We start from the raw sequence: 22,752 nt of genomic DNA, 5'->3' as shown, positions 1-22,752 counted from the left end.
GCCCAGGGGGTTAATGGTGGGCGCTCAACTCAACTAAACACACGTAGCTGCACCTTTACACACCCGTTTGGTTGGGCTGCTCACCTTCCTTCGGACGTGCTGCCTGTCACCCGCGACACGGCACATGCTTTATTTGGTAATGACAACTGAGCCTGCTGCACGGTCGTGGATGGCTCTACGCATAGGATCGGAGTGAATTGTCAAAAACGAAATCCACCCTAATAACGCTTTGACTACAAAGCGTAGTAAAGCCCTATGAAAAGGTAATTTTTTGCTTATGTCAGCCGAATCTCTTACGCGAAACCTAAAAAGAAAAGACCCAAATGTGTAGCCTAATGTAGCATTGCAAATAGGCTCATAAAGAACAGCTAATGCGAAAATGGCTAATCGAAATCGATCGGCAAGCGGTTCTGGCAGAATGATAATCAGGACATAAGCCAGCATAAAAATGAAATAGAGGTCAATTACATAAGCCCCAATTCGTTTCCAAAGCGGTGGGAATACTAACTCAGTAGAGGTACTTGCTTCCATAGAAATTGTTTAAGTTGTTAAGTTTTAAGGCTTGCCCAACTGGGGCGTTTATTCTGTCGCCAAGATGCTGCTTTGCAAACCAAAACCTGACTTGTCGGGGCGTTTCTCGTGTCACAGGGAAGCCGCCGAACGAGCAAAAGGCCTGACCTTTGAGCCGCTCTGTCTGTCGCAAGGAACCCGCCTTGCAAGCCCCTGTTAGCTTTGCACCCAACGACCACAGGGGTTGATGGTGGGCAAACAACTCAACTGAACGCGAACCGTCTGAACCTTTACACCCCTGTTTGGTTGGGCTGACACGCTTGCCTTCGGGACGTGCTTCCTGTCAGCGGGAGCCTGCCCACGCCGAGCGAACACAAACGCAGCAAACCGATTTCACGCCGAAACACGAATCGCACCGGCGAACCGGCCCAACAACGCACCTAAACCGCTTGGCTCAACCTGCCCAACCGGGGCGTTTGTGGTGTCGCCAGGGAGCTACCCAGCTTGGCAAAGCCCGAATTAGGGGGCGGCTGGCCTGTCAACGGGAGTCGACCAATGAGCAAAAAAACTCACCTTGGAGCCGTGTAACCTGTCGACCGAAAGCCAACCAATGAGCCAAAAAGCCAGCCTGTCGGGGCGGCTCCCCTGTCGCAGGTAACCCGCCTTATGAACCCATTTTTGACCCGCCACCCAACACCCACAGGGGTTGATGGATGATGAAGCTACCTCCCTGAACACAAGTCACTTGCAACCTTTACACCCCTGTTTGGTTGGGCTGACCCGCTTGCCTACGGGACGCGCTTCCTGTCGCCAGACAGGTACCCATGCGAAATTAATCAAACACCCAATCAGGATGCTCCTGTCGGGGTAATGATTTGACTTTCTCAGCAACCTCACTCCATTTCTTTGTCGGCCACTGAGCTGGTTTCGCATCATATTTGCCGCCCATAGCAATTAAAGTGTGTAACGTAGCGCCCAGTAAATAAGTCAATGAGCCGAAGTTGGTTAATACAATCTGATTTGACTCATCATAGTAAATTCCAAATGAATCAATCTCATCATGTGGATTTGTCAATGACCAGTCGTTCTCATCATAAATTGGCTCAAGACCAGTTCGTTGACTGACATGCTTGACTATTTCCTCTATTGAAGGTAGTTGGTTTTCAAAGAAGATTTCCCGATGACAAACCATATTCTTTTTATTTTTTGCTACCCACTTGCTTACCGGGGTGTTTCTCGTGTCACAAGTAACCTACCTAACTTGTCAAGCCTTAAATTAAGGGGCGGTTGGCTTGTCAACCGAAGCCGCCTGATGAGCAAAAAAACACCCTGTCGCGGACGTGCGGCCTGTCGCACAGAAGCTGGCACACGAACACCACTTTTTGGCTGTTCACCCAACGCATTATTGTACGCAGAACTGCGGAACTGAAAACTATTGATTGATAAGGAGATATAGTTCTGTGCTGTTAGTTTATACGCTGCTGATTGATCTACAATTGTTCGCAATCATAGGCGATTGGATGGAGTTATGCAATAGAATGATCAAATAAGTTTTGGTTATACGTTCAATAGACGGATAAAAGGCGCTGAAGAGTCGTAAAGTCAAAAATTTACTTCATCGTCAGTACATTAGGCGGAGCATTGGCGCTGATTTCGACGGTTTTGCGGGCCTTCGAGGTGGGTGTGTTGAGTAGCTTAATGCTTTTGGAGCGGTCGCCGGAAATGTGCATCAGCAGGTCGGTATCGTCGGCATAGCGGATGTTGTCGAGGGTAAGGCTGCGGCTGTTCTGAATCTGCATCAGGGTTTTGGCGGGTGACATCAGGGTTACGTTTTTCAGACGGATGTTCTCCGCTTCGATGCAGACCAACCCCTTCCGGCTTTGCAACACCGCATTCTCGATCAGAATATCCTTTACCGCCATTTCGGGTAATCCGCGTACCATAATGCCTGTTTCAGCGCCTTTGCACGTTACATTCCGAATCTGAAACGCCCGAAATTGGGGAGTCCCTTCGGACAGAGGCTGGGCCGGAATCTGGGGCAATTCAGTACGTTCTCCGTGCTGTGGAACGGGGTCTTTGGCAGCATAATACATATCGAACAGAATGGCTTCTCCGGCAATGTTGGTCATGTCAACCCCATCGACGAAGATGTTTTCGACAATTCCACCCCGTCCGCGAGCCGTTTTGAAACGAAGCCCTACGTCCGTGCCCATGAACGTGCAGTTCGATACGTACAGATTACGCACCCCGCCCGACATTTCGCTACCGATCACAAAACCACCGTGTGCATTATACACCCGGCAGTTGCGCACAATGATATTTTCGGTCGGTACACCCCGTTTGCGGCCTTGCTCGTCACGACCCGATTTAATGCAGATGCCATCGTCGCCCACGTCGAACGTGCAGTCTTCAACCAGCCCGTTCCGGCACGATTCCAGATCAAGACCGTCACCATTCTGAGCGTACCAGGGATTTTTAGCCGTCACCTTTCGCAGTGTGATGTGCTCACAAAGAAGGGGGTGCAGACACCAGGCGGGTGAGTTCTGGAAAGTAACTCCCTCCAGCAGAATTCGCTTGCAACGGGTCAGGCTGAGCATGTTGGGGCGCAGAAAGTCTTTTATACCCTCGTAGTAACTCATCGGCTGGCCCGATTTTACCGCCGACATCGTTGCGCCTTTGAACGACTGCTCAGAAGGGTACCACATGTCTTTCTTCTCATTGACAACCCCACCCGATGCGACCAGCTTTTTCCATTGATCGTCAGTTAGTTTGCTCCGTTTCACCATCCGCCACACATCGCCCGAACCATCCAGAATGCCTTTGCCCGTAATGGCAATATTGTCGAGGTCGGTCCCCGAAATAGGTGCCTGATTGCGTAACGCTTCTTCGCCTTCCCAGGTAGTATTGACCAGCGGATACACACTGCGCTGATCGGTAAATTGCAGTAGAGCCCCTTCGGCCAGATGCAGATTGACATGGCTTTTAAGGATGATGGGACCCGTCAGCCACAAGCCACGGGGAATCAGAACCACCCCGCCACCAGCCCGGTTACACTGCTCGATGGCTTTGGTAATGGCGACTGTATTGAGTGTCAGCCCGTCGGCTACTGCGCCGAATTTGCTGATACTGAGCGTGTCCTTCCGAAATGTTGGAGTTACCACCTTTGGCAGTTCGGTACCAGCAGTTGATTGATGGGGGAGCGTGGTACGAAAGGCGGTTGCCAGTACCACGAGGACTAAGCCAGCGAGCGTTTTCATAGGTATCGGGACAAATACGTTGATGGCCTATTCACTTGGATGTAACAGGGTGTATGGGCCAATTGGATAAGTAAAGTGACCCAAAAATTGAGACGCTTTCAAGAAAGGATTGCCCTTTTTTTACGCAATCGTTGCCGGGAACGTTGTCAGGCTGGATCGATTAATTATCGTTCTTGAGAAAATGTCTGAAAACTTTTGTCATTTCGACGCAGGAGAAATCTCCAGCTAACTCATTGATTATTCCTAAGATTTCTGCTGCGTCAAAATGACAAAAGTCCATTCAGGTTTAATGGCGTTTGGAGCGTTCCATCAACTTCGTTACCGGTATCTGATAGCCCTGTACAGGCTCGATACGGTCGATCAATAGTTTATCTGAAAAAGCTACAAAAAAACCTTTTAGAATTACCAGTTGCTCATAATCTTTATGTACTTTTGACGCAAAGCTATTTGCATGACTATGTATCGAGTTTGCAGTCTGAGTATCGCTCTGGTAGTCACAGCCTGTTGGGGCCTGAACGCGCAGCAGGCGCATGTCAATCTGGACTGGAATCCACAGAAGAATACACAGAATCTGATGCCTTTTGGGGCCAGTGTCATCTCCCCCGAAGTTCGCGACGACCGTACAGTTACCTTTCGACTCAAGGCCCCCGAAGCTAAACAGGTCATGCTGACGGGAGGCCCAATCTTGCTGGCACTATCGGCCAAAAATCCGATCCCATTTAAAAAGGAAACCGATAGCCTGTGGACCCTGACGGTCGGGCCAGTAAAGCCGGATATCTACGTGTATAAGTTCGTGATCGACGGGGTAACGGTGCCTGATCCGAACAACACACTGACGGGTTTCAACGATCAGCCTGGGTACAGCAATCTGGTTGTTCCGGGCGATGGGCCTGCCTATTACGACGCCAAACCTGTGCCGCACGGGGCCGTAACGCGGCATATCTATCATTCGACGGTTCTGAATGGCGAACGGGAAATGTACGTCTATACACCACCCGGTTATTCGCCTAAAAAGAAGTATCCGGTGCTGTATCTGGTGGGCGGTAGTGGAGAACTGGCCTCCGGCTGGGCACTGGACGGCCGGGCTAATTTTATTGCCGATAACCTGCTGGCTGAGGGCAAAATGGTGCCGATGATTATTGCCATGCCCAACAATCAGGTCGTTCACCGCAGCGACCCAAGCCACACAGCCAAAACATTCCCTCTCTTTGAAGACGAGCTGAAAACACAGATTATCCCGTTTGTCGACAAAACGTACAGCACCATCGCGACCCGGAAGGGCCGGGCTTTATCGGGTTTGTCGATGGGAGGGCGGCACACGCAGTTTGTCGGCCTGAAAAATCTGGATCTGTTTAGTTCGTTCGGCATCCTGAGTGCGGGCGATGTGGACAGCGAAACCACCAGTGCTGCTTTTCTGAATGACCCATCCGCCAATCAGAAAGTCGATTATCTGCTGGTCGGGCAGGGCACCAATGAGGCCAATGCACCCATCGGACAACGAGTGATCGCCCTGCATGAAGCCCTGCAGCGTCATAACATCAAACACGAGTATTACGTAGGTGGCGACGGAGCCCACGATTGGGGCACCTGGCGGCATCTGTTGTATTATAAGCTTTTGCCTGCTCTCTGGCGCAGCAAATAACTAGTTAATGGATAATGTAAAATGAACAATGTATAATCATTGTCGGCTCTTCCATTATTCATTCTTCATTATCCATTGTTCATTCTGTATTTACATTCCCAACCCAATTATGCGTTTCTCCAAACAACTTCTGTGCACGGCTGTATGTACGGTTTTTATGGCCCCGCTGGCAATGGCGCAAATGGCACAGCGAACGCCAACGCCCAACGACACCCTTAAATCGCCCAATGTGCTGGCCGATAAGCGGGTTCTGATTCAGATTTATGCCCCTAAAGCGAGCGAAGTAACCGTTGGGGGTGACTTCCTGTCGAATCCGCAACCGCTAAGCTTAAAGAAGAATGAGCAGGGGGTGTGGTCGGTTCTGATTGGCCCACTAAAGCCTGACTATTATTCATATACGTTGATGGTCGACGGCGTACGGACAATGGATCCTAAAAATCCGGTTATCAAGCAGGGAATCAGTAGTCTGGAAAATATGATGGCTGTACCGGGCCCGGAAACCGCATTTGAAGATAACAAAGCGGTGCCGCATGGCGAAGTGCGGGAGGTGTGGTATTCGTCGAACACGCTGAACATGATGCGCCGGATGCATGTATACACGCCACCGGGCTACGAAAAAGGCAACACAAAATACCCCATTTTTTATCTCCTGCATGGCGGGGGCGATGACGATTCGGGCTGGAATACAATCGGGCGGGCTGGTTTCATTCTGGACAATCTGATTGCAGCCGGAAAAGCGAAACCCATGATTGTGGTTATGCCGAATGGCAGTATGCCGCTGCCACCCATGAACGGTATGCCTAATGCGCAGATGATGAATCAATTGCGCGACCTATTTTCGAGCGAACTGCTGAAAGAGGTGATGCCGTATGTGGAGAAGAACTACCGCACCCTGCCCAATGCGGAAAACCGTGCCATTGCCGGGCTGTCTATGGGGGGCTTCCAGACGCTGGACGTAACCTTAACGCATCCCGAGTTATTCAACTACGTAGGTGTGTTTAGCTCTGGTTTCTTCGGCGCAACGGCAGATGAAGCAGATACCAAATACGCCAAAGTGCTCAACGATCCCAATTTCAACAAAGGCAAGAAGCTCTTCTGGGTAAGCATTGGTAAGGATGATTTTGTGATGGATGCCAATAAAAAGACACTGGCTCTGCTGGATAAACACAACATCAAATACCAGTATAAGGAATCGTCGGGCGGCCACACCTGGATCAACTGGCGGCAATACCTGAATGAGTACACTCCAATGCTGTTTAAATAAACACGATTTATTCACCGCGAGGGCGCAAAGGCGCAAAGAATTAAAGTCTGCTAATTCTTTGCGCCTTTGCGCCCTCGCGGTGAATAAATTCGACTCCCACCCTTCATGAAACGACGAACCTTTTTAAAGAATACCGCTACGGCTGGTTTAGCGGCACTGGTTACTCCGGCAGGCATCATTGAATTCAAGCAAAAGCCATCTATCCTTGATACCAAGGCGGCTGAATCGTTTGTCGATGCCTTTGTCAATCCGCCCATGTCGGCGCGGGCACAGGTCTGGTGGCACTGGATGAATGGCAATGTAACAGCCGACGGCATCACCCGCGATCTGGAAGCCATGCAACAAATCGGGCTGGGAGGCTTTCAGAATTTCGATGCTGGAACAGGTATACCGAAAGGTCCAGTGGTATACCTAAGTCCTGAATGGCTGAGCCTGAAACAGCACACCATGAAAGAGGCCGATCGGCTGGGTCTGGAGTTTACCATGCACAATTGCCCCGGCTGGTCGTCGAGTGGTGGGCCCTGGATCACGCCCGAGCTGGCCATGCAGGAGGTGACCTGGAGCGAAGCGTATCTGGCAGGTGGTCAGCCGGTAACGATCTCACTGCCCAGACCGCCCGCAAAACTGAACTACTACCGCGATGTGACGGTGCTGGCCTACCCATCGCTCCCCGGTGAAGCATCACTAGCCTCGCTGATTACTAAAATCACAGCTACTGGTGGAGCTGATTCGAAGCCAGCGGAGCAGTTGGCCGGAGGAGAAGGACTGACTGTACAGCCGAGTGCTGAAGGTCAGCCAGCTACGATACTGCTTGAGTTTAAGGCGCCTTACGAAGCTCAGTCAATCGCTTTTGTCAGCAAACCCGTCGGGAAAGCGCCTTCGGGTGGAGGTGGCTTTGGAGGAGGGCCTCAGCTTACACTGGAAGCGTCGGACGATGGTACGCAGTTTCGCAAGGTAGCTTCAGGGAGCGCAGGACGTTCGGCGGATGAGGCATTGACAATTATTGAGTTTGCGCCGACAAAGGCACGATATTTCCGCATTTCGTCGCCTGGGGCGCGGCATTTTTCGCAGTTACGGTTTTCTGGAACGGCCCGACTTGCCGATTGGCGGAAGAAAACGAATATGGTCTTCGGGGCAATGGGCGTAACGGATGATTCGGAAGCGGCAGGAAAAGCAGCTATTAAGCTGTCTTCGATTGTCGATCTGACGAAATTCATGGATAAAGATGGTTCGTTACGCTGGGATGCCCCTTCCGGAAACTGGACTGTTTTACGGGTCGGTTACACGCCCAAAGGCGAGCTGAACCGTTCGGCACCCGATACGGGAATCGGTCTCGAATGCGATAAATACAATCCGGCTGCCATCGATTTCCATTTTAACCGGATGATGGAAAACCTGTTGCCGACACTCAAACCGCTGGCCCGGAAAGGCAAGGTGGGTCTGTTGATTGACAGCTATGAGGTGGGTATGCAGAACTGGACGGCCCAGCTTCCGCAGGAGTTTCAGAAACGGGTTGGCGATTCACTGCTGGCTTATTTACCAGCGCTGACGGGCCGTATTGTGGAAAACGTAGACCTCACTGAGCGGTTCCTCTGGGATTTTCGCCGTGTACTGGCCGATCTGATGGCCGATCATTATTACGCCCGATTCACGGAGTTGTGCCATCAGCAGGGTATCGTTGCTTATGCCGAGCCGTATGACCGTGGCCCGATGGAAGAAATGCAGATTGGGGCACGAGTCGATGTCAACATGGGCGAGTTCTGGCATGGGCTGTCGTCGTTGTTTCAGAACAATTGGACCATGCGCCGGACGACCAAACTGGCAGCATCCATTGCTCATATCAACGGTAAAAACGCCGGTGGAGGTACACCCGCTAATCCACAATTGGTTGGAGCCGAAGCCTTTACGGGAGAGCCCGAATCGGCTCGCTGGCAGGAATACCCTTTCGGTATGAAAGCACTGGGCGACCGGATGTTTACCCAGGGATTGAACCGGATTATTTTTCACCGATACGCACATCAGCCCCATCCAACCGCCGTGCCGGGTATGACAATGGGCCCCTGGGGTATCCACTTCGACCGGACAACGACCTGGTGGCATCAGGGGCGGGCGTGGCTGGATTACCTGGCCCGATGCCAAAGCTTGCTGCAGCAGGGACTGTTTGTGGCCGACCTGGCCTATTTTACAGGAGAAGATGGAAATCAGTACACCAAAGTAGAGTCGCACGAACTCACGCCAACACCACCACAGGGTTACGATTACGATCTCATCAATGGCGAAACACTCCTGAAACGCACTCGTGTTCAGGATGGAAAGCTGGTGCTGCCCGATGGCATGAGTTACCGGGTCCTGGTACTTCAGAATCATAAAGCGTTGAGTCTGCCACTGCTCCGAAAACTGCGGGACTACATAAAAGAAGGGTTGGTTATCGTGGGCGAAAAGCCTGAAACAACGCTCGGTTTGCATCGACATTCGGAAGGCTATACCGAGTTTAAGCAACTTTTGACCGATATCTGGGGGCCTATCAACGGGACGACGATAACAGAAAACAAATTCGGCAAAGGGCGTGTGTTCTGGGGGCAGTCTATCCCGGCAGTGCTCAACCTATTGGCGATCAGGCCCGATGTGGAAGTGACGTCTCGTTCCGGTGATGCGCCCATTACATGGATACACCGACGAATTGGCGAGGTACAGGTGTACTTTCTGGCCAACCAGCGTCGGACGGTCGAAGAAACGGTCTGTACGTTCCGGGTAGCGGGCAAACAGCCTGAACGCTGGGATGCTTCGACGGGGAAAATGACGCCCATGCCGATCTACGAAACCGTGGCCGGACAAACCCGTGTACCTGTGCAGTTCGACCCGTCGGGTTCTGTGTTCGTCGTATTTCGAACACCTGCCAAAAAAACGCTGCAAGCCATCAGCAAAGGGGCAGAAACCGTATTGAGTACCAAACCTTTCCCGATTCCGACCCGCAGGCTATACAAAGACGTTTCCAATACCTTTACGATTAGTTTGTGGGCCAAGCCGGAATTGAATATCATGCTGGCTCCCGGAGGATTGCTGGAAAACGTAAAAGGGCCCTGGACAGATTATTACGCCATCTATCCCCCTTCAGGCACAGATCTATACGGAGCTGGTCATGCTGCCTGCGGGCTAACCATCGGGCGAAATGGCGTGGCGATTTGGGAACGAACGACTGGTATGCCCGTTTTTCGGATGTCGGCCCAAACACCCATTTCGGGCTGGAGCCATATAGCGGTGGTCTATAAAGACGGTATCCCGGCGATTTATGTGAACGGCAAACTCATTCAGCAGGGAAAATTGGGAACGGACATCGTTCATCCCGGAATCAGTAAAGCCTACCTGAGCGATGGGGCTTCGTTTTACAATGGCGATATGACCGAACCGCAATTGCTCATGGAAGCCGCATCGGACGACCGTATCCGTCAGTTGGCAGCGCAGCAACGTCTTGAATCAACGGCTACCCCTACCGTCGAAATGGCAGCCAATGGGGAAAGTGGGCTACTGTTCTGGCAGAATGGACAATATGTTGCACGCGATACAGCAGGACGTAGTACACCAATGGCCGTTGCCGGAATTAATCCGCCAGTGGAAATTACAGGTAGCTGGCAGGTTCGCTTTCCGGCCAATATGGGGGCTCCCGAACAGATCACGTTAGACAGCCTGATTCCACTGAATACTCATGAGCAGCCAGGGGTAAAGCATTTTTCCGGTACGGCGACCTACGTCAAAACGGTTCAGATACCGACCACGCTGCTACCGGGTTCATCAGGACGGCGGTTGTTTCTGGATCTGGGTAGGGTGGAGGTACTCGCCAGTGTATCGGTCAATGGGAAAGCGCTCGGCACCTTTTGGAAACGTCCCTACCGGATAGATATTTCCGAAGCGGTGCAGGCTGGCAACAATACGCTGGAAATTAGCGTAACCAATTTATGGCCGAACCGACTGATTGGCGATGAATACTTGCCTGATCCCGATAAGTTTACACCGGGTGGTGGGGCTAGTGGATTTGCCAGCCTAAGCAGCGGGGCTATTGTTGAGTTGCCGGCCTGGTATAAAGAAGGAAAGCCTAAACCCGCCGACGGGCGCGTAACGTTCACGACCTGGAAACACTACACCAAAGACTCGCCACTTCTGGACTCCGGCCTGGTCGGACCTGTCGTGTTGCGGGTAGCAGCGCTGAAATTGCTGAGTTAATCTTTATGCAGAAGAATAGTGAACCGCAAGGGCGCGAAGACGCAAAGAATAGGCGATAGAACTATTTCTTTGCGTCTTCGCGCCCTTGCGGTTTAATTGATTGACATCTATTTAGAATACCTACCAAACCTATGAGAACAAAGAACATTACCTTCGGCCTGTTGACTCTGTTGACGGCATCGGCCGCATGTGGCCAGAACTGGACCGAAACGAAAGTCGGAAACTGGACGAAAGTCACCAACAAAGGTGGTAAAACCATCGGCTACTCGACAGCATCGGGTGTGAAACTGCTGACTGATAAGGGGTTTGCCTTCAAAGACCTGAACAAAAACGGCAAACTGGATAAGTACGAAGACTGGCGGTTGTCGGTTGATGAACGGGCGAAGGATTTAGCCTCAAAAATGACCATCGACCAGATTGCCGGACTGATGCTCTATAGCCGTCACCAACCGATTCCGGCGGCTGCGGGTGGTCCATTTGCCGGTACCTACGGCGGAAAAATATTTGCGCAAAGTGGCGTCAAAGCATCTGATCTGTCGGACCAGCAAAAGGCGTTTCTGACCAACGATAACCTTCGGCACGTACTCATTACATCGGTACAAAGTCCTGAAATTGCTGCTGAATGGAACAACAACGCCCAGGCTCTGGTCGAAGGGATTGGTGTGGGCATACCGATCAACAGCAGTTCGGACCCCCGGCATGGCACCCGCGCCGATGCCGAATACAACGCAGGGGCGGGTGGCTCCATTTCCATGTGGCCTGGTTCGCTGGGGCTGGCCGCTACGTTCAATCCCGACGCCGTAAAACGGTTTGGGCAGATTGCGGCCACTGAATACCGGGCGCTGGGCATTGCTACGGCTTTGTCGCCCCAGGTCGATCTGGCCACTGATCCGCGCTGGAATCGTGTCAGTGGTACCTTTGGCGAAGACCCACAACTGGCAACCGACATGGCCCGTGCCTACATTGATGGTTTTCAGACGTCGTACGGAGCCAACGAAATTACGGGGGGCTGGGGTTATCACAGCGTTAATGCGATGGTGAAGCACTGGCCGGGTGGGGGTTCGGGCGAAGGTGGACGTGATGCCCACTATGGGTACGGTAAATACGCCGTCTATCCCGGAAAAAATTTCGAAACGGCGTTTATTCCATTCCTGAACGGAGCCTTTAAACTGAACGGGAAAACCGGTACGGCAGCGGCTGTGATGCCGTATTATACCATCTCATACGGTCAGGATAAAAAGTATGGCGAGAACGTAGGCAACAGTTACAGCAAATACATCATTCACGACCTGCTGCGGACCAAATACAACTACGATGGGGTTGTCTGCACCGACTGGCTGATTACCGCCGACGAAACTGCTGTCGATGTTTTCCTGACGGGCAAATCGTGGGGTGTTGAAAAACTGACAGTAGCCGAGCGACACTACAAAATCCTGATGAATGGCGTTGATCAGTTCGGCGGGAACAATGAATCCGGCCCGGTGATGGAAGCCTACAAAATGGGCGTAAAAGAGCACGGTGAATCGTTTATGCGTACCCGTTTCGAACAATCGGCCGTTCGGTTGCTCAGGAATATTTTCCGGGTTGGGTTGTTCGAGAATCCATATCTAGACCCACAGGTGTCTCAGAAATCGGTGGGAACACCCGAGTATATGAAAGTAGGCTATCAGACCCAACTGGAATCGGTGGTGATGCTGAAAAACAAGGCGAAAGCGCTGCCGCTCGCGAAAGGCAAAACGGTCTATATTCCGAAACAGTTTACACCCGCTGGCCGGAATTTCCTCGGTATGGAAACCCCGGAAAAACTGGCCTATCCGGTCAATCTGAACATTGTCAAGAAATATTTCAATATAACGGATAATCCGGCCGAAGCCGATTATGCACTGGTGTTTATCCAAAGCCCGAACTCGGGTGGTGGCTACAACAGCGCCGATGCCAAAGCGGGTGGTACGGGCTATGTTCCCGTCAGTCTGCAATACGGCGATTACACGGCTAAGGGTACCCGCGATCCCAGTATGGCCGGTGGCGACCCGATGGAAACATTCACCAACCGGACGTACAACGGCAAAACGGCGAAGACCATCAACTCTACCGATCTGAACATGGTCAAGGAAACCTATGCCAAAATGAACGGAAAACCCGTGATTGTCGCGCTGAATATGTCGAACCCAACGGTGGTCAGCGAGTTTGAAGGCCAGTCGAACGCAATCCTGGTCCATTTCGGTGTGCAGGATCAGGCCTTGATGGATATTCTGACCGGAGTACATGAACCTTCGGCCCTGTTGCCCATGCAAATGCCAGCCGACATGAAAACGGTAGAAGCACAAGCCGAAGACGTTCCCCGCGATATGAGTTGTTACAAAGATTCGGAAGGGAACACCTACGATTTCGGCTTTGGCCTGAACTGGAAAGGGGTCATCCGCGATGCGCGAACAGCTAAGTATAAGCAGTCGGTTTTGAGTGCGAAGTAGTACGATAAACAATAAAAAGTCAACCATGAATCCTACTCGTCGTCAGTTTTTAGGCCAGCTTGGTGCCTTATCTGCATTGCCCTTCATTCCGGATCTGGATGTAGAAGCACCCAAAGATTTATTTTTTCAGATTTCGCTGGCGCAGTGGTCACTGCATCGGGCTTTGGCCAAAAAGGAGACGACAACCCTCGATTTCCCGACTCGCGCCCGACGTGATTTTGGAATAACGGCTGTCGAGTACGTCGATCAGTTTGTGAAAAATGAACCGGCTTATCTGAAAGAACTGCTCAAAAGGAGCCAGAACGAGGGTGTCGTGAATCACTTGATTATGATCGATACAGCAGGCAGTCTGGTCGATGCCGATGCTGCCAAACGAGCCGATTCCATAAACCGACATTATGCCTGGGCAGAAGCGGCTACGTTTCTGGGTTGTAAAACTATTCGGGTCAACCTGCAAAATAAAGATGCAGTCGATGAGGTGCGGAAGCGAGCCATTGACAGTATGGGGGAACTAGCCGACCGAATTAAACCATTAGGATTGAATGTGGTAGCCGAAAATCATGGCGGCTACTCATCCGATGGCAGTTGGATGGCTTCGGTGGCTAAGGGGGTGAGCAAATCGAATTGTGGTTTATTGCCCGATTTTGGCAATTTCTGCCAGTCGCACGATTGGGGAAGTACCGAAAAGGCCTGCGAGCGCCCGTATGACCGATATAAAGGAGTGGCCGAAATGCTACCGTATACCAAAGGTGGGGTGAGCGCCAAAAGTTACGGTTTCGATGCAAAGGGTATTGAAACCAAGATCGACTATGGACGCATGCTGAAACTGGTGAAAGCGGCTGGATTTACAGGATACATTGGGGTAGAGTTCGAAGGAGAAGGGATGGCTGAGGGGGAAGGAATTCGCCGAACCAAAGCGCTCCTGGAAGCTGAAGGCAAGAAGCTAAGCTAATCGAAAAGGAGATTAATGAGCGATTAACGGCCAAACATCTAGATAATCGGATCGGTTAACAGACTAACTAATTGGTAACGTCATGAAAACGATCCGATCTATTCTCATTACTTTATACGTAGCTGCGGCCGTTAGCGCCTGTACTCCTCAACTGGTCTTCACCGATTCGTCGATTGTTCCATCGGCTTCGGGGAAAGTTGGCGTTCGAAAGGATAAAAACAAAAACTACGTCGTCAATGTAAACGTGCGAAATCTGGCCGAGCCCAAAAAGCTTAGTCCGCCATCGAATACTTACATAGTCTGGATGGAGTCGGGTAACGATCCGGTCAATAAACTGGGGCAGTTAGTGCCTTCCGGGCGTGCACTCGAAGCGCGGTTGAAAGCCACATCCATTGCCAAACCCGCCGACATTTTTATTACAGCGGAAGATAACGCCGAGGTGATGAGCCCAAGCGGCCCCACGATATTGACCACCCGGAAATGAGTGTGGCTGTGATAAATTAATTGAGAGAGTTAGCTGGATTTTTGTCGTCCCGACGCAGGAGGGATCTGCGCAGACTAACTATTCAATTGGTTTGCCTGCAGATCCCTCCTGCGTCGGGATGACAAAATCGCCAAATTCAATCTATGTTACTATACGGATGATAGGTTATTAAGCCACTCGTTCATACTCCACAAAGTCGAACGAAACCGCATGCCGTTCGTCGGCGGGGTGGTGGTGTCGGCTGACTTCACGCCATTCGGTTTTGTCGAAAGTGGGGAAATAAGCATCACCCTCGTAAGCCTGGTGGATTTCGGTCAGGTATAGGGTAGTGGCGACGGGTAAAGCTAGTTTATAGATTTCAGCCCCGCCAATCACGAAAATTTCGACTTGGTTGATAGCCTTTGCTTCGCCAAGGGCTTCGTCCAGCGTATGCACAACCGTAACGCTCGGAACACTAAAATCGGCGTTACGGGTTATCACAATATTGGTGCGATTGGGCAAGGGTTTTCCTAGCGAGTCCAATGATTTTCGTCCCATAATAATGGGATGATGGCTTGTTTTACGCTTGAAAAAAGCAAAATCATCGGGCAGATGCCACGGTAATTCATTATTCCGGCCGATAACGCCGTTTTCCGCCACTGCGGAAATGAGACTTATTTTCATAAAGAGTGAAAGAGTGAAAGAGCGAAAGAGTGAAAGAGTGAATGAGTTCACAACGGATTTCACTCCTTCACTCTTTCACAATTTTTTCCGTCGTTCCATTAATTCCCGCCAGGTGGTTACAATGATGCCCTCTTTCTCGATATAAGCTTTGAGAACTGGGTCCATCATGCCCAGCATATCGCCCTTCCGCGATTGCCCCGAACTACTGATCAAATCAAACGTTGGCGTAGGGGCAGTGCAGTGCATGATGATGTAGGTTAAACCTGGCTGTACAGTGTTCAACAGTTCGATGAATTTCTGGGTTTTGAATTTTTGTAAATCCGAGTCTTTGGCTCCGGCAGGCAGGTTCAAACTGGTGATGCTTCCATCCAGGTCATCGAGTACCGGTAATCCCGCGTCCCAGAGCTGTTTGCCCAATTGTCGGGCCATTTGCTGCATAGGCGCGGCCAGTCGATTCGTTTTGCTGATGAGTGCCGCATGGCCACCGGGAAACAGAATCGGGATTTTTTCGTCGATAGCCACTTTTACATAGCGCTCAATAAATTTAGGTTCGAACAGCGTGCCCATGTGCGAATCCATGTGGGTAGGCTGAAACCCGAATGACCGATACCGAGCCAGTTGGGCCCGAACTTCGGCCTCTACTTCATCGGGTGTAGCATGGGCGACAACATCGGCTACTTCGGGCCAGAAACTACCCTGGCCATCGTAGAGCCCCGGTGCTTTATCACGACCAACGATGGGATACCAACGGTAGTTTTTCCATTCGGAGGTGAGCGTCAGATGGACACCCGCATCGACATTGGGATGTTCTTTCAGATAGGCAAAGAAATGAGGCACCCATCCACAGGGCATCATAACGCTGGTGGAATTGGCAATGCCCTTGTCAATAGCGTTGATCGTTCCGATATTTGAGTCATAGCTCATCCCCGCGTCATCGACGTGTAAAATAACGACCTTTTTACCCTTTGGGAACCCCAGCTTTTCGGCATAGGTTTCGGTTTGGGCTAAAGCAATCTGGGTTGCGAGCGTGAGCAAGAGGCTGGTTAGGATTAATTTCATGATGGGTAACCGAGTTAAGTTGGCCTTCATTGTCATTTGGTAGCTATTAATAGCCATTTATTGGAGTACCATTTCCACAAGGTAATACGATAAATGACGACCAAATGACTATCAATGAAACGAATGGGCATGAAAATGAATGGCTAATCCTTAAAGCTTATTCCCCCGTAAAAACTCCTCGGCAGTCATGCGTCGTTTGCCTTCGGCCTGGAGCGAGTCAATTTGCAGCCAGCCATCGGCAGTTCGTACCAAAATCGTTTTTTTATTGTCGGAATACGCCTGACCTGGGTCAGCAGCAAATGGAGATTCATTGGCAACCGAAACCTCATACAGTTTAAATACTTTACCATTGATCAGTGTCCAGGCAGCCGGGTAGGGCGATAAGCCCCGTACGAAATTTCGAATCGCGTGAACCGATTGATTCCAGTTGATCTCGGTGGTTTCGCGGCTGAGTTTAGGAGCCGGTTTCAGGGTATCGGCTGCGGGTTGGGGAATCCGCGGATAGTCTCCAGCTTCAATAGCTTTCACCGTTTTTACCACCAGATTAGCTCCTCGTTCCATCAGTCGGTCATGTACGGTTCCCGCCGTGTCGCTGGGGTAGATGGGTTCGTGGTCCTGAAAAATCATTTGCCCCGTATCAATTTCTTTTTCGATGAAGAAAGTTGTAACGCCCGTTTCGGTTTCGCCATTGATGACGGCCCAGTTGATGGGGGCTGCTCCCCGGTATTGCGGCAACAATGAGCCATGCAGGTTAAACGTTCCTATAGTAGGCATCGCCCAGACCACTTCGGGAAGCATTCGAAAGGCGACTACTACCTGCAAATCGGCCTGATAACTGGCGAGTTGTTCCAGGAAGGCGGGGTCGCGGAGTTTTTCGGGTTGCAGGACTGGTAAATTGGCGGCCTCGGCGGCTTTCTTAACCGGAGAGGGAGTTAGTTGCAAACCACGGCCCGATGGGCGGTCGGGAGCCGTAACAATGGCAACAACCTGGTAACCCGCTCCGAGCAGTCTTTGTAAGCTGGCAACGGCAAAATCGGGTGTGCCCATGAATATGATGCGAAGGGGTGTCGACATGAATCAGTAAATCAGTTTTTAATAGGTCAATTGCCTATGTGTTGATATAGCGCAGAACTCTTTCTATTTTTGTCTCATCAATGCGCTGCTCCAACCGCATGACAGTAGAACATGATTAGCCGCTTACTGGCACAGCCTATGCGACGAACCATTTTTTATATTCCTGAATCGCTTGCTTCGGGTATCCGACGGCGACTCTGACGCGTCTGCAAAGAAAACCAATTTGGTTGCAGAACGGTCGGTGTACCGTTCTTTTTGTTTTAAGGAGTAGGCTAAACCAATGTGAATAACGCGTAAGTATTAATGGATTATGGGAAAGATTTCATACTACACCGAGGAAGGACTCAACCGGCTCAAGGCGGAATTAAATGAGTTGAAAACCAAAGGCCGGGCGGCTATTGCCCGTCAGATTGCCGAAGCCCGTGATAAAGGTGATCTTAGCGAAAACGCTGAGTATGATGCCGCTAAGGATGCGCAGGGTCTTCATGAGCTGAAAATATCGAAGCTGGAAGAAGTGCTTTCCAATGCACGTGTTCTAGACGAGTCGACCATCGATACATCGCTGGTGTCGGTACTGTCGAAGGTTAAAATCAAGAACAAGAAAAACGGCGCTGTGGTAACCTACACGCTGGTATCGGAAGAAGAAGCCGATTTGAAGGCGGGTCGTATCTCCGTGAGTTCACCTATCGGAAAAGGGCTGCTGGGCAAGCGGGTCGGAGATGTCGCCGAAATTAAGGTACCTGCCGGTATTATGGAGTTTGAAGTAATTGAGATTGGACGATAAAAAGTAGCTAGTAGTTAGGAGCGAGGAGAGAGAATGGCTGACGCCAGAGTAATAAATGCGTCAGCCATTTTCACTCCTCGCTCCTAACTACTAATGACTAGAAGAAACTATGGCTTCTATCTTCTCCCGAATTGTGGCTGGTGAGATTCCGGCGCATAAAATTGCTGAAACCGACGAGTATCTGGCTTTTCTGGATGTCATGCCTACGGCTATGGGGCATACGCTCGTGATTCCGAAAAAAGAAGTTGATTATCTGTTCGATCTGGACGATACATTGTATATGGGGTTGATGGCTTTTGCCAAAAAGGTTGCTCCAGCAATTGAGAAAGCGATTCCCTGTAAGCGCATTGGCGTAGCTGTGGTCGGTCTGGAAGTGCCGCACGCTCACGTCCATTTGATTCCGCTCAACTCGATGGCCGACATGAATTTTCACAATAAACTGAAGCCGACTCAGGAAGAGCTGGCCGCTACAGCTGAGAAAATTCGGGCATTTCTGTAAGCTATTTGTTTCTCGTGTAAGATACGGCACCAACTAATACCTGGTGCCGTATTTTTTTTATCTCAGACTGACTCTTTTAGTAAGTAATAATGACGTTTTTGTTTAATTATCGTCAAAGCACAGAGTAGTTTACTTATTGTGCTTTAATGAAAAATATATACACTATTGTCTTTACGGGTTTGCTAATTTGCTTAACCACATTTGCTACTGCACAAACACCTCTCACTTGCGGAGTTGACGACCGAAATCTCCCTGATAGTACCATTCGGCTGATGGGGCAATTGCCTCGCCTGATGGCAGCACAAAACGCGCGTAAAGCGGCTGGTGAACGGAATGTATGCCGAATTGCCGTAGAAATTGATTCTGACACGTATCTGGAATTTGAGAAAGATACCAACCGAATACGAAGTTATTTTCTGGAACGGATTGAGCAGGCATCGAAGATTTTCGAGCGTGAAATCAATACCCAGCTGGTCGTTGTTTATTTCCATATCTGGAAAGATACCGAGGCTGATCCGTATCGGGGGGAACTGGATATGTTCAGGCTATCTACAATTTTTTCGAATAAATGGGCTACCCAGTTCAATCAGATTCCCTACGATAAGCGGGTGTATTTCCCAACCAAATCCGTAACGGGAGCAGGTGGTTTGGGTGGTGGTAATCAGGCTATATCGGCTAATGGAACTGATCTTTCGACACTTTCTCATGAATTGGGCCATTGTTTTGGTTCACCCCATACGCACAACTGTTCGTGGCCCGGTGGCCCTATCGATTATTGCTCAACTGCTGAAGGTGATTGTTATACGGGGGCTCTGCAAACGATCCAGGGTACTATCATGAGCTATTGTCAGGTGGTAAATAATGCACTCAACATAACGTTTCATCCCCTTTGTCAGGCGTTAATGACTGATTACGCAGTGAAGAGCCTGCCTAAACTGTCGGCCGCTAACCAGGCACCCGTGTTGCCCACTCAATTGGCGCTGTCGGGTATACCATTTATGTACTGGAATGGTCAGGCGATGGCCGAACGGTACGATGTGGAGGTTGCCAGCGATGTTGATTTCGCGCAAAAAATCATCAGCGACACCACTCAGGTGAATGGTTATACCATGAGCAAACTGGCAGTGGGGCAAACATACTATGTTCGGGTTCGATCTGTAAACAGATTAGGTACTTCAGCCTGGTCAACTATTTGTCAATTGCAGCGTGTAGTGGTTGGAGTTGCTCCCCCTATTCTGCTGGTACCAACGCAGGATCAGCGGTTAATCCCTTACAATAACGGTATTTGCCAGATGGCGGTACAACCTGTGGAAATTGCTACGGGTTACGAGATGCAGTTTACACAGTCAACGGACCCGCTCTTTAAATACTCATCGGCTATTTCAACATCAACGGCCTCCTTTACGGTCAGTTTGAACCGTAGAGGAACAGTTTTATGGAGAACCAGAGCGATTGTGGGTAATACGAAAGGCCCCTGGTCGGCAATAGGTCGGTTTGTGATTAATCCGGCATCGTATAATATTTGGCTACCGTTTTTGGCAAACAATGCTGCTCCGTTAACGTTTCCATATGTTTTTAATAAACCCCACGACCATACAGAGATTCAGATGACGTTGGCAACTGATACGACATTTGCCAAACCAATATCAGCCCGAACGACTACCAATACCATGAGCTATTATTTCGCGCTTGGAATGGCCGAAAACCTACAGCCCAACACGCAGTATTACATTAAGGTAGAAGAATGGAATACGCACATACTGGATTATCCGACAGGGCTTCTTACACGGACGGTTATACCGTTCAAAACAGGTAGCGCCAAAATGCCGGATGGCTGGTCGTTTATAAACAACATACATAATCCAGACTGGCCAGTGGGCAGTAATGTAGGGGCGCTGGTACTGTCGCCAACGGCCGCCTGGATCGGTACGGCCAACGGCCTCGCACGAATCAGCCTGGATAGTTTAACAATACGTTTCTATACGCCTAAAAACACCAATGGCAAAATCGGCAATGTGGGGGCCATCTTGACGACTGACGATCAGGGCAATGTTTGGCTGGCAAATCGAAAATCAGTTAACGTTTTTAAGAACTCCTTTGCGGTGCCGTACTATCAGTTAGGGAAAATTGCCGAACAAACCGTCGACTTGACTGAAGCAGTGGTATATAACACGAACGCTAATTATTCATCGATTAGCCTTTCACCTAAGTTATTTCATAGCTACAATGCTATTTATGAGCAGAAAGCCGATACACTGGCGAAGTTCTATACCGCTCCCGAAAATCGGGGTATAAATCAGACGGTGGCCAGGGCGGGCATAGTTTGGATACTACAATATAACGGTAGCAGCGCTACTGCGCCGTATGAGTTGGTACGATTGAACACCCTAACCCGCACCACTCAGGTATTTAATGCTGATAATACACCACAACTGAGAAAGTACCTCAATCGCATAGTTATCGATGGATTAGGTAATCTGTGGGTGTCGCAGTTAGATTTGACCTTCTCATTTCCACCACTGGCCCGATATGATGGGCAAACCTGGACGACATTCAGCCAAAATAGCACAATGCCTATTTCGTATGTCAATAATATGGCCAGCGATCCATTGGGAAATTTATATGTAATCGATAACGCGTCTCCTCGTGGAATCTTTAAATATGATGGACTTAGCTGGAAGAAAATAACGACTATGCCGCTAAATGACATAGGTACCATGAGCGCTGATATCAACGGCAATCTGTGGTTTAGCGGCAGTGCCTATCAGGTAATACGGTACAGCGCCTGCGCAAATGTGGCTACACCAACCCTGACAGTCTCTAAGCAGACCATTGAAATTGGCGAGAGTGCTACACTTCAGGCGGCTGGCTGCTCCGACGTGATCTGGTCATGGGCCAGCGAAACCGAAACGGTCACGAACCGTCTGGTTCGGGGAACTAATCAACTGCTCGTAAAACCCGAAGTCAACACCACCTATCGGGCGCGGTGCTATACTGGAAGTTGTGCCGGAGCCGATACCGTTCTGTCAGTGACCGTCTTACCCAAACTTTCCCTAATGCAAACTGGCAAAACGGTTTATTGCCCCGGCGATTCACTGACGGTCGGATATGGCGTACAAGGAAAGGTAGTCAACCCAAATCAATACTGGTTTGTGGTGAAATCGGCTGGTAAAACAACGACCTTACCCGCTACGGTTCGGGGGGGTACGGTGTCGATGCCCATATCGAATACATTTACCCCTGGTCAGTATGTGTTCTTTCTGGAAGCCTCCCAACCCGTTGTGCGCACACGCGACTCACTTCAGATCACTGTGTCGGCATTACCTACTGCTGAGCTCAGTAGTAATAAGCTTACGTTCCCACTCGGCGACAGTGCACTTGTTTCTATTACATTAACGGGATCAACACCCTGGCAGTTTACACGTTGGGACAATCAGATTATACGCGCCGATAATTCGCCTTATGTAGTGAGCCTTAAAGCCAATCAGCCAACGAACTACAGCTTATCGATCACTGGGTTGAGCGATGCCAACTGTGCTACGGGTACTATCAAAAACTCCATGGTGATCAGCGCGCTGGCATTGGCCAATGAGCCGCTTCTGTTGGAAGGAATTAGCGTATACCCAAATCCAGTAACTGACCAGATAACGATTGAATTAAAGGCGGGTACTGCGCCATTGGCCCGACTTCAATTACGCGATGAACAAGGGCGCGACATTCGTCAAAAAAACCTTGCAGGGCGATCATTCAGGGAACAGTGGGATATGCGGGGCCTGCCTTCGGGATCCTATGTTCTGCACATTGAAACGCAGGATGGCCGAGCGGCCAACTGGAAAGTGGTCAAGCAATAAACTAAAAAAAGCGGGTCTACAAAA

At 50.2% G+C, this 22,752-nt stretch carries 16 protein-coding genes; 10 read left to right on the top strand and 6 right to left on the bottom strand.

From position 1 onward, the window contains the following. Window positions 1–129 precede the first annotated feature (129 nt). Window positions 130–531, bottom strand: a complete 402-nt coding sequence (locus tag B5M13_RS21285; RefSeq protein ID WP_080057583.1) for an RDD family protein — start codon at window positions 529–531, stop codon at window positions 130–132. A 281-nt stretch (window positions 532–812) separates the two neighbouring features. Here B5M13_RS21285 and B5M13_RS21280 point away from each other — a divergent pair, with 281 nt between their 5' ends. After that, on the top strand, window positions 813–1,124 hold the full coding sequence (locus B5M13_RS21280; RefSeq protein WP_080057582.1) for a hypothetical protein: 312 nt from the start codon (window positions 813–815) through the stop codon (window positions 1,122–1,124). Between the two features lie 218 nt (window positions 1,125–1,342). On the opposite strand, the gene B5M13_RS21275 is transcribed toward B5M13_RS21280, so the two are convergent. Together B5M13_RS21275 and B5M13_RS21270 are read right to left on the bottom strand one after the other, a co-directional pair. Next, window positions 1,343–1,702, bottom strand: coding sequence for a hypothetical protein (locus B5M13_RS21275; protein WP_080057581.1), 360 nt, complete (start codon window positions 1,700–1,702; stop codon window positions 1,343–1,345). A 418-nt stretch (window positions 1,703–2,120) separates the two neighbouring features. Next, window positions 2,121–3,767 carry a glycoside hydrolase family 28 protein gene (locus B5M13_RS21270; RefSeq protein ID WP_080057580.1) on the bottom strand — a complete coding sequence of 549 codons (1,647 nt, stop codon included), beginning with the start codon at window positions 3,765–3,767 and terminating at the stop codon, window positions 2,121–2,123. Between the two features lie 457 nt (window positions 3,768–4,224). Between B5M13_RS21270 and B5M13_RS21265 the strand changes: the two genes are divergently transcribed. The 6 genes from B5M13_RS21265 (at window position 4,225) to B5M13_RS21240 (ending at window position 14,798) form a co-directional block, all read left to right on the top strand. Next, entirely contained in the window at window positions 4,225–5,409 is a 1,185-nt protein-coding gene (locus B5M13_RS21265; protein ID WP_245859426.1) for an esterase, read from the top strand. 109 nt (window positions 5,410–5,518) lie between these two features. After that, window positions 5,519–6,673 (top strand): esterase, encoded by a 1,155-nt coding sequence (locus tag B5M13_RS21260; RefSeq protein ID WP_080057578.1) that lies wholly within the window; start codon window positions 5,519–5,521, stop codon window positions 6,671–6,673. A 105-nt stretch (window positions 6,674–6,778) separates the two neighbouring features. Then, on the top strand, window positions 6,779–10,891 hold the full coding sequence (locus B5M13_RS21255) for a glycosyl hydrolase (RefSeq protein ID WP_080057577.1): 4,113 nt from the start codon (window positions 6,779–6,781) through the stop codon (window positions 10,889–10,891). A 131-nt stretch (window positions 10,892–11,022) separates the two neighbouring features. Next, window positions 11,023–13,362 (top strand): glycoside hydrolase family 3 protein, encoded by a 2,340-nt coding sequence (locus B5M13_RS21250; protein WP_080057576.1) that lies wholly within the window; start codon window positions 11,023–11,025, stop codon window positions 13,360–13,362. A 25-nt stretch (window positions 13,363–13,387) separates the two neighbouring features. After that, window positions 13,388–14,314, top strand: coding sequence for a sugar phosphate isomerase/epimerase family protein (locus B5M13_RS21245; protein WP_080057575.1), 927 nt, complete (start codon window positions 13,388–13,390; stop codon window positions 14,312–14,314). 82 nt (window positions 14,315–14,396) lie between these two features. After that, window positions 14,397–14,798, top strand: a complete 402-nt coding sequence (locus B5M13_RS21240) for a hypothetical protein (protein ID WP_080057574.1) — start codon at window positions 14,397–14,399, stop codon at window positions 14,796–14,798. 168 nt (window positions 14,799–14,966) lie between these two features. Here the strand turns inward: B5M13_RS21240 and B5M13_RS21235 are convergent, their stop codons facing one another. The 3 genes from B5M13_RS21235 to fmt form a co-directional block, all read right to left on the bottom strand. Beyond that, window positions 14,967–15,461: a dihydrofolate reductase gene (locus B5M13_RS21235; protein ID WP_080057573.1), complete on the bottom strand. Its 495-nt coding sequence runs from the start codon at window positions 15,459–15,461 to the stop codon at window positions 14,967–14,969. Between the two features lie 75 nt (window positions 15,462–15,536). Continuing rightward, entirely contained in the window at window positions 15,537–16,520 is a 984-nt protein-coding gene (locus B5M13_RS21230; protein ID WP_080060021.1) for a polysaccharide deacetylase family protein, read from the bottom strand. A 150-nt stretch (window positions 16,521–16,670) separates the two neighbouring features. Beyond that, window positions 16,671–17,594 (bottom strand): methionyl-tRNA formyltransferase, encoded by a 924-nt coding sequence (gene fmt, locus B5M13_RS21225; protein ID WP_245859424.1) that lies wholly within the window; start codon window positions 17,592–17,594, stop codon window positions 16,671–16,673. Between the two features lie 310 nt (window positions 17,595–17,904). Between fmt and greA the strand changes: the two genes are divergently transcribed. From greA to B5M13_RS21210, 3 genes are all read left to right on the top strand, one after another. After that, the gene (greA, locus tag B5M13_RS21220; protein ID WP_020598809.1) at window positions 17,905–18,378 is read left to right on the top strand and encodes a transcription elongation factor GreA; all 474 of its coding nucleotides are present in this window, start codon (window positions 17,905–17,907) and stop codon (window positions 18,376–18,378) included. A 109-nt stretch (window positions 18,379–18,487) separates the two neighbouring features. Then, the gene (locus tag B5M13_RS21215; RefSeq protein WP_080057572.1) at window positions 18,488–18,877 is read left to right on the top strand and encodes an HIT family protein; all 390 of its coding nucleotides are present in this window, start codon (window positions 18,488–18,490) and stop codon (window positions 18,875–18,877) included. Between the two features lie 146 nt (window positions 18,878–19,023). Beyond that, window positions 19,024–22,728, top strand: a complete 3,705-nt coding sequence (locus B5M13_RS21210) for a M12 family metallo-peptidase (protein WP_080057571.1) — start codon at window positions 19,024–19,026, stop codon at window positions 22,726–22,728. Window positions 22,729–22,752: the final 24 nt, after the last annotated feature.

Source organism: Spirosoma aerolatum (genome assembly GCF_002056795.1).
Taxonomy (GTDB): Bacteria; Bacteroidota; Bacteroidia; order Cytophagales; family Spirosomataceae; genus Spirosoma; species Spirosoma aerolatum.
The sequence above is the reverse complement of the archived record's forward strand: the minus strand, read 5'-3'. Positions and strand labels throughout refer to the sequence as shown.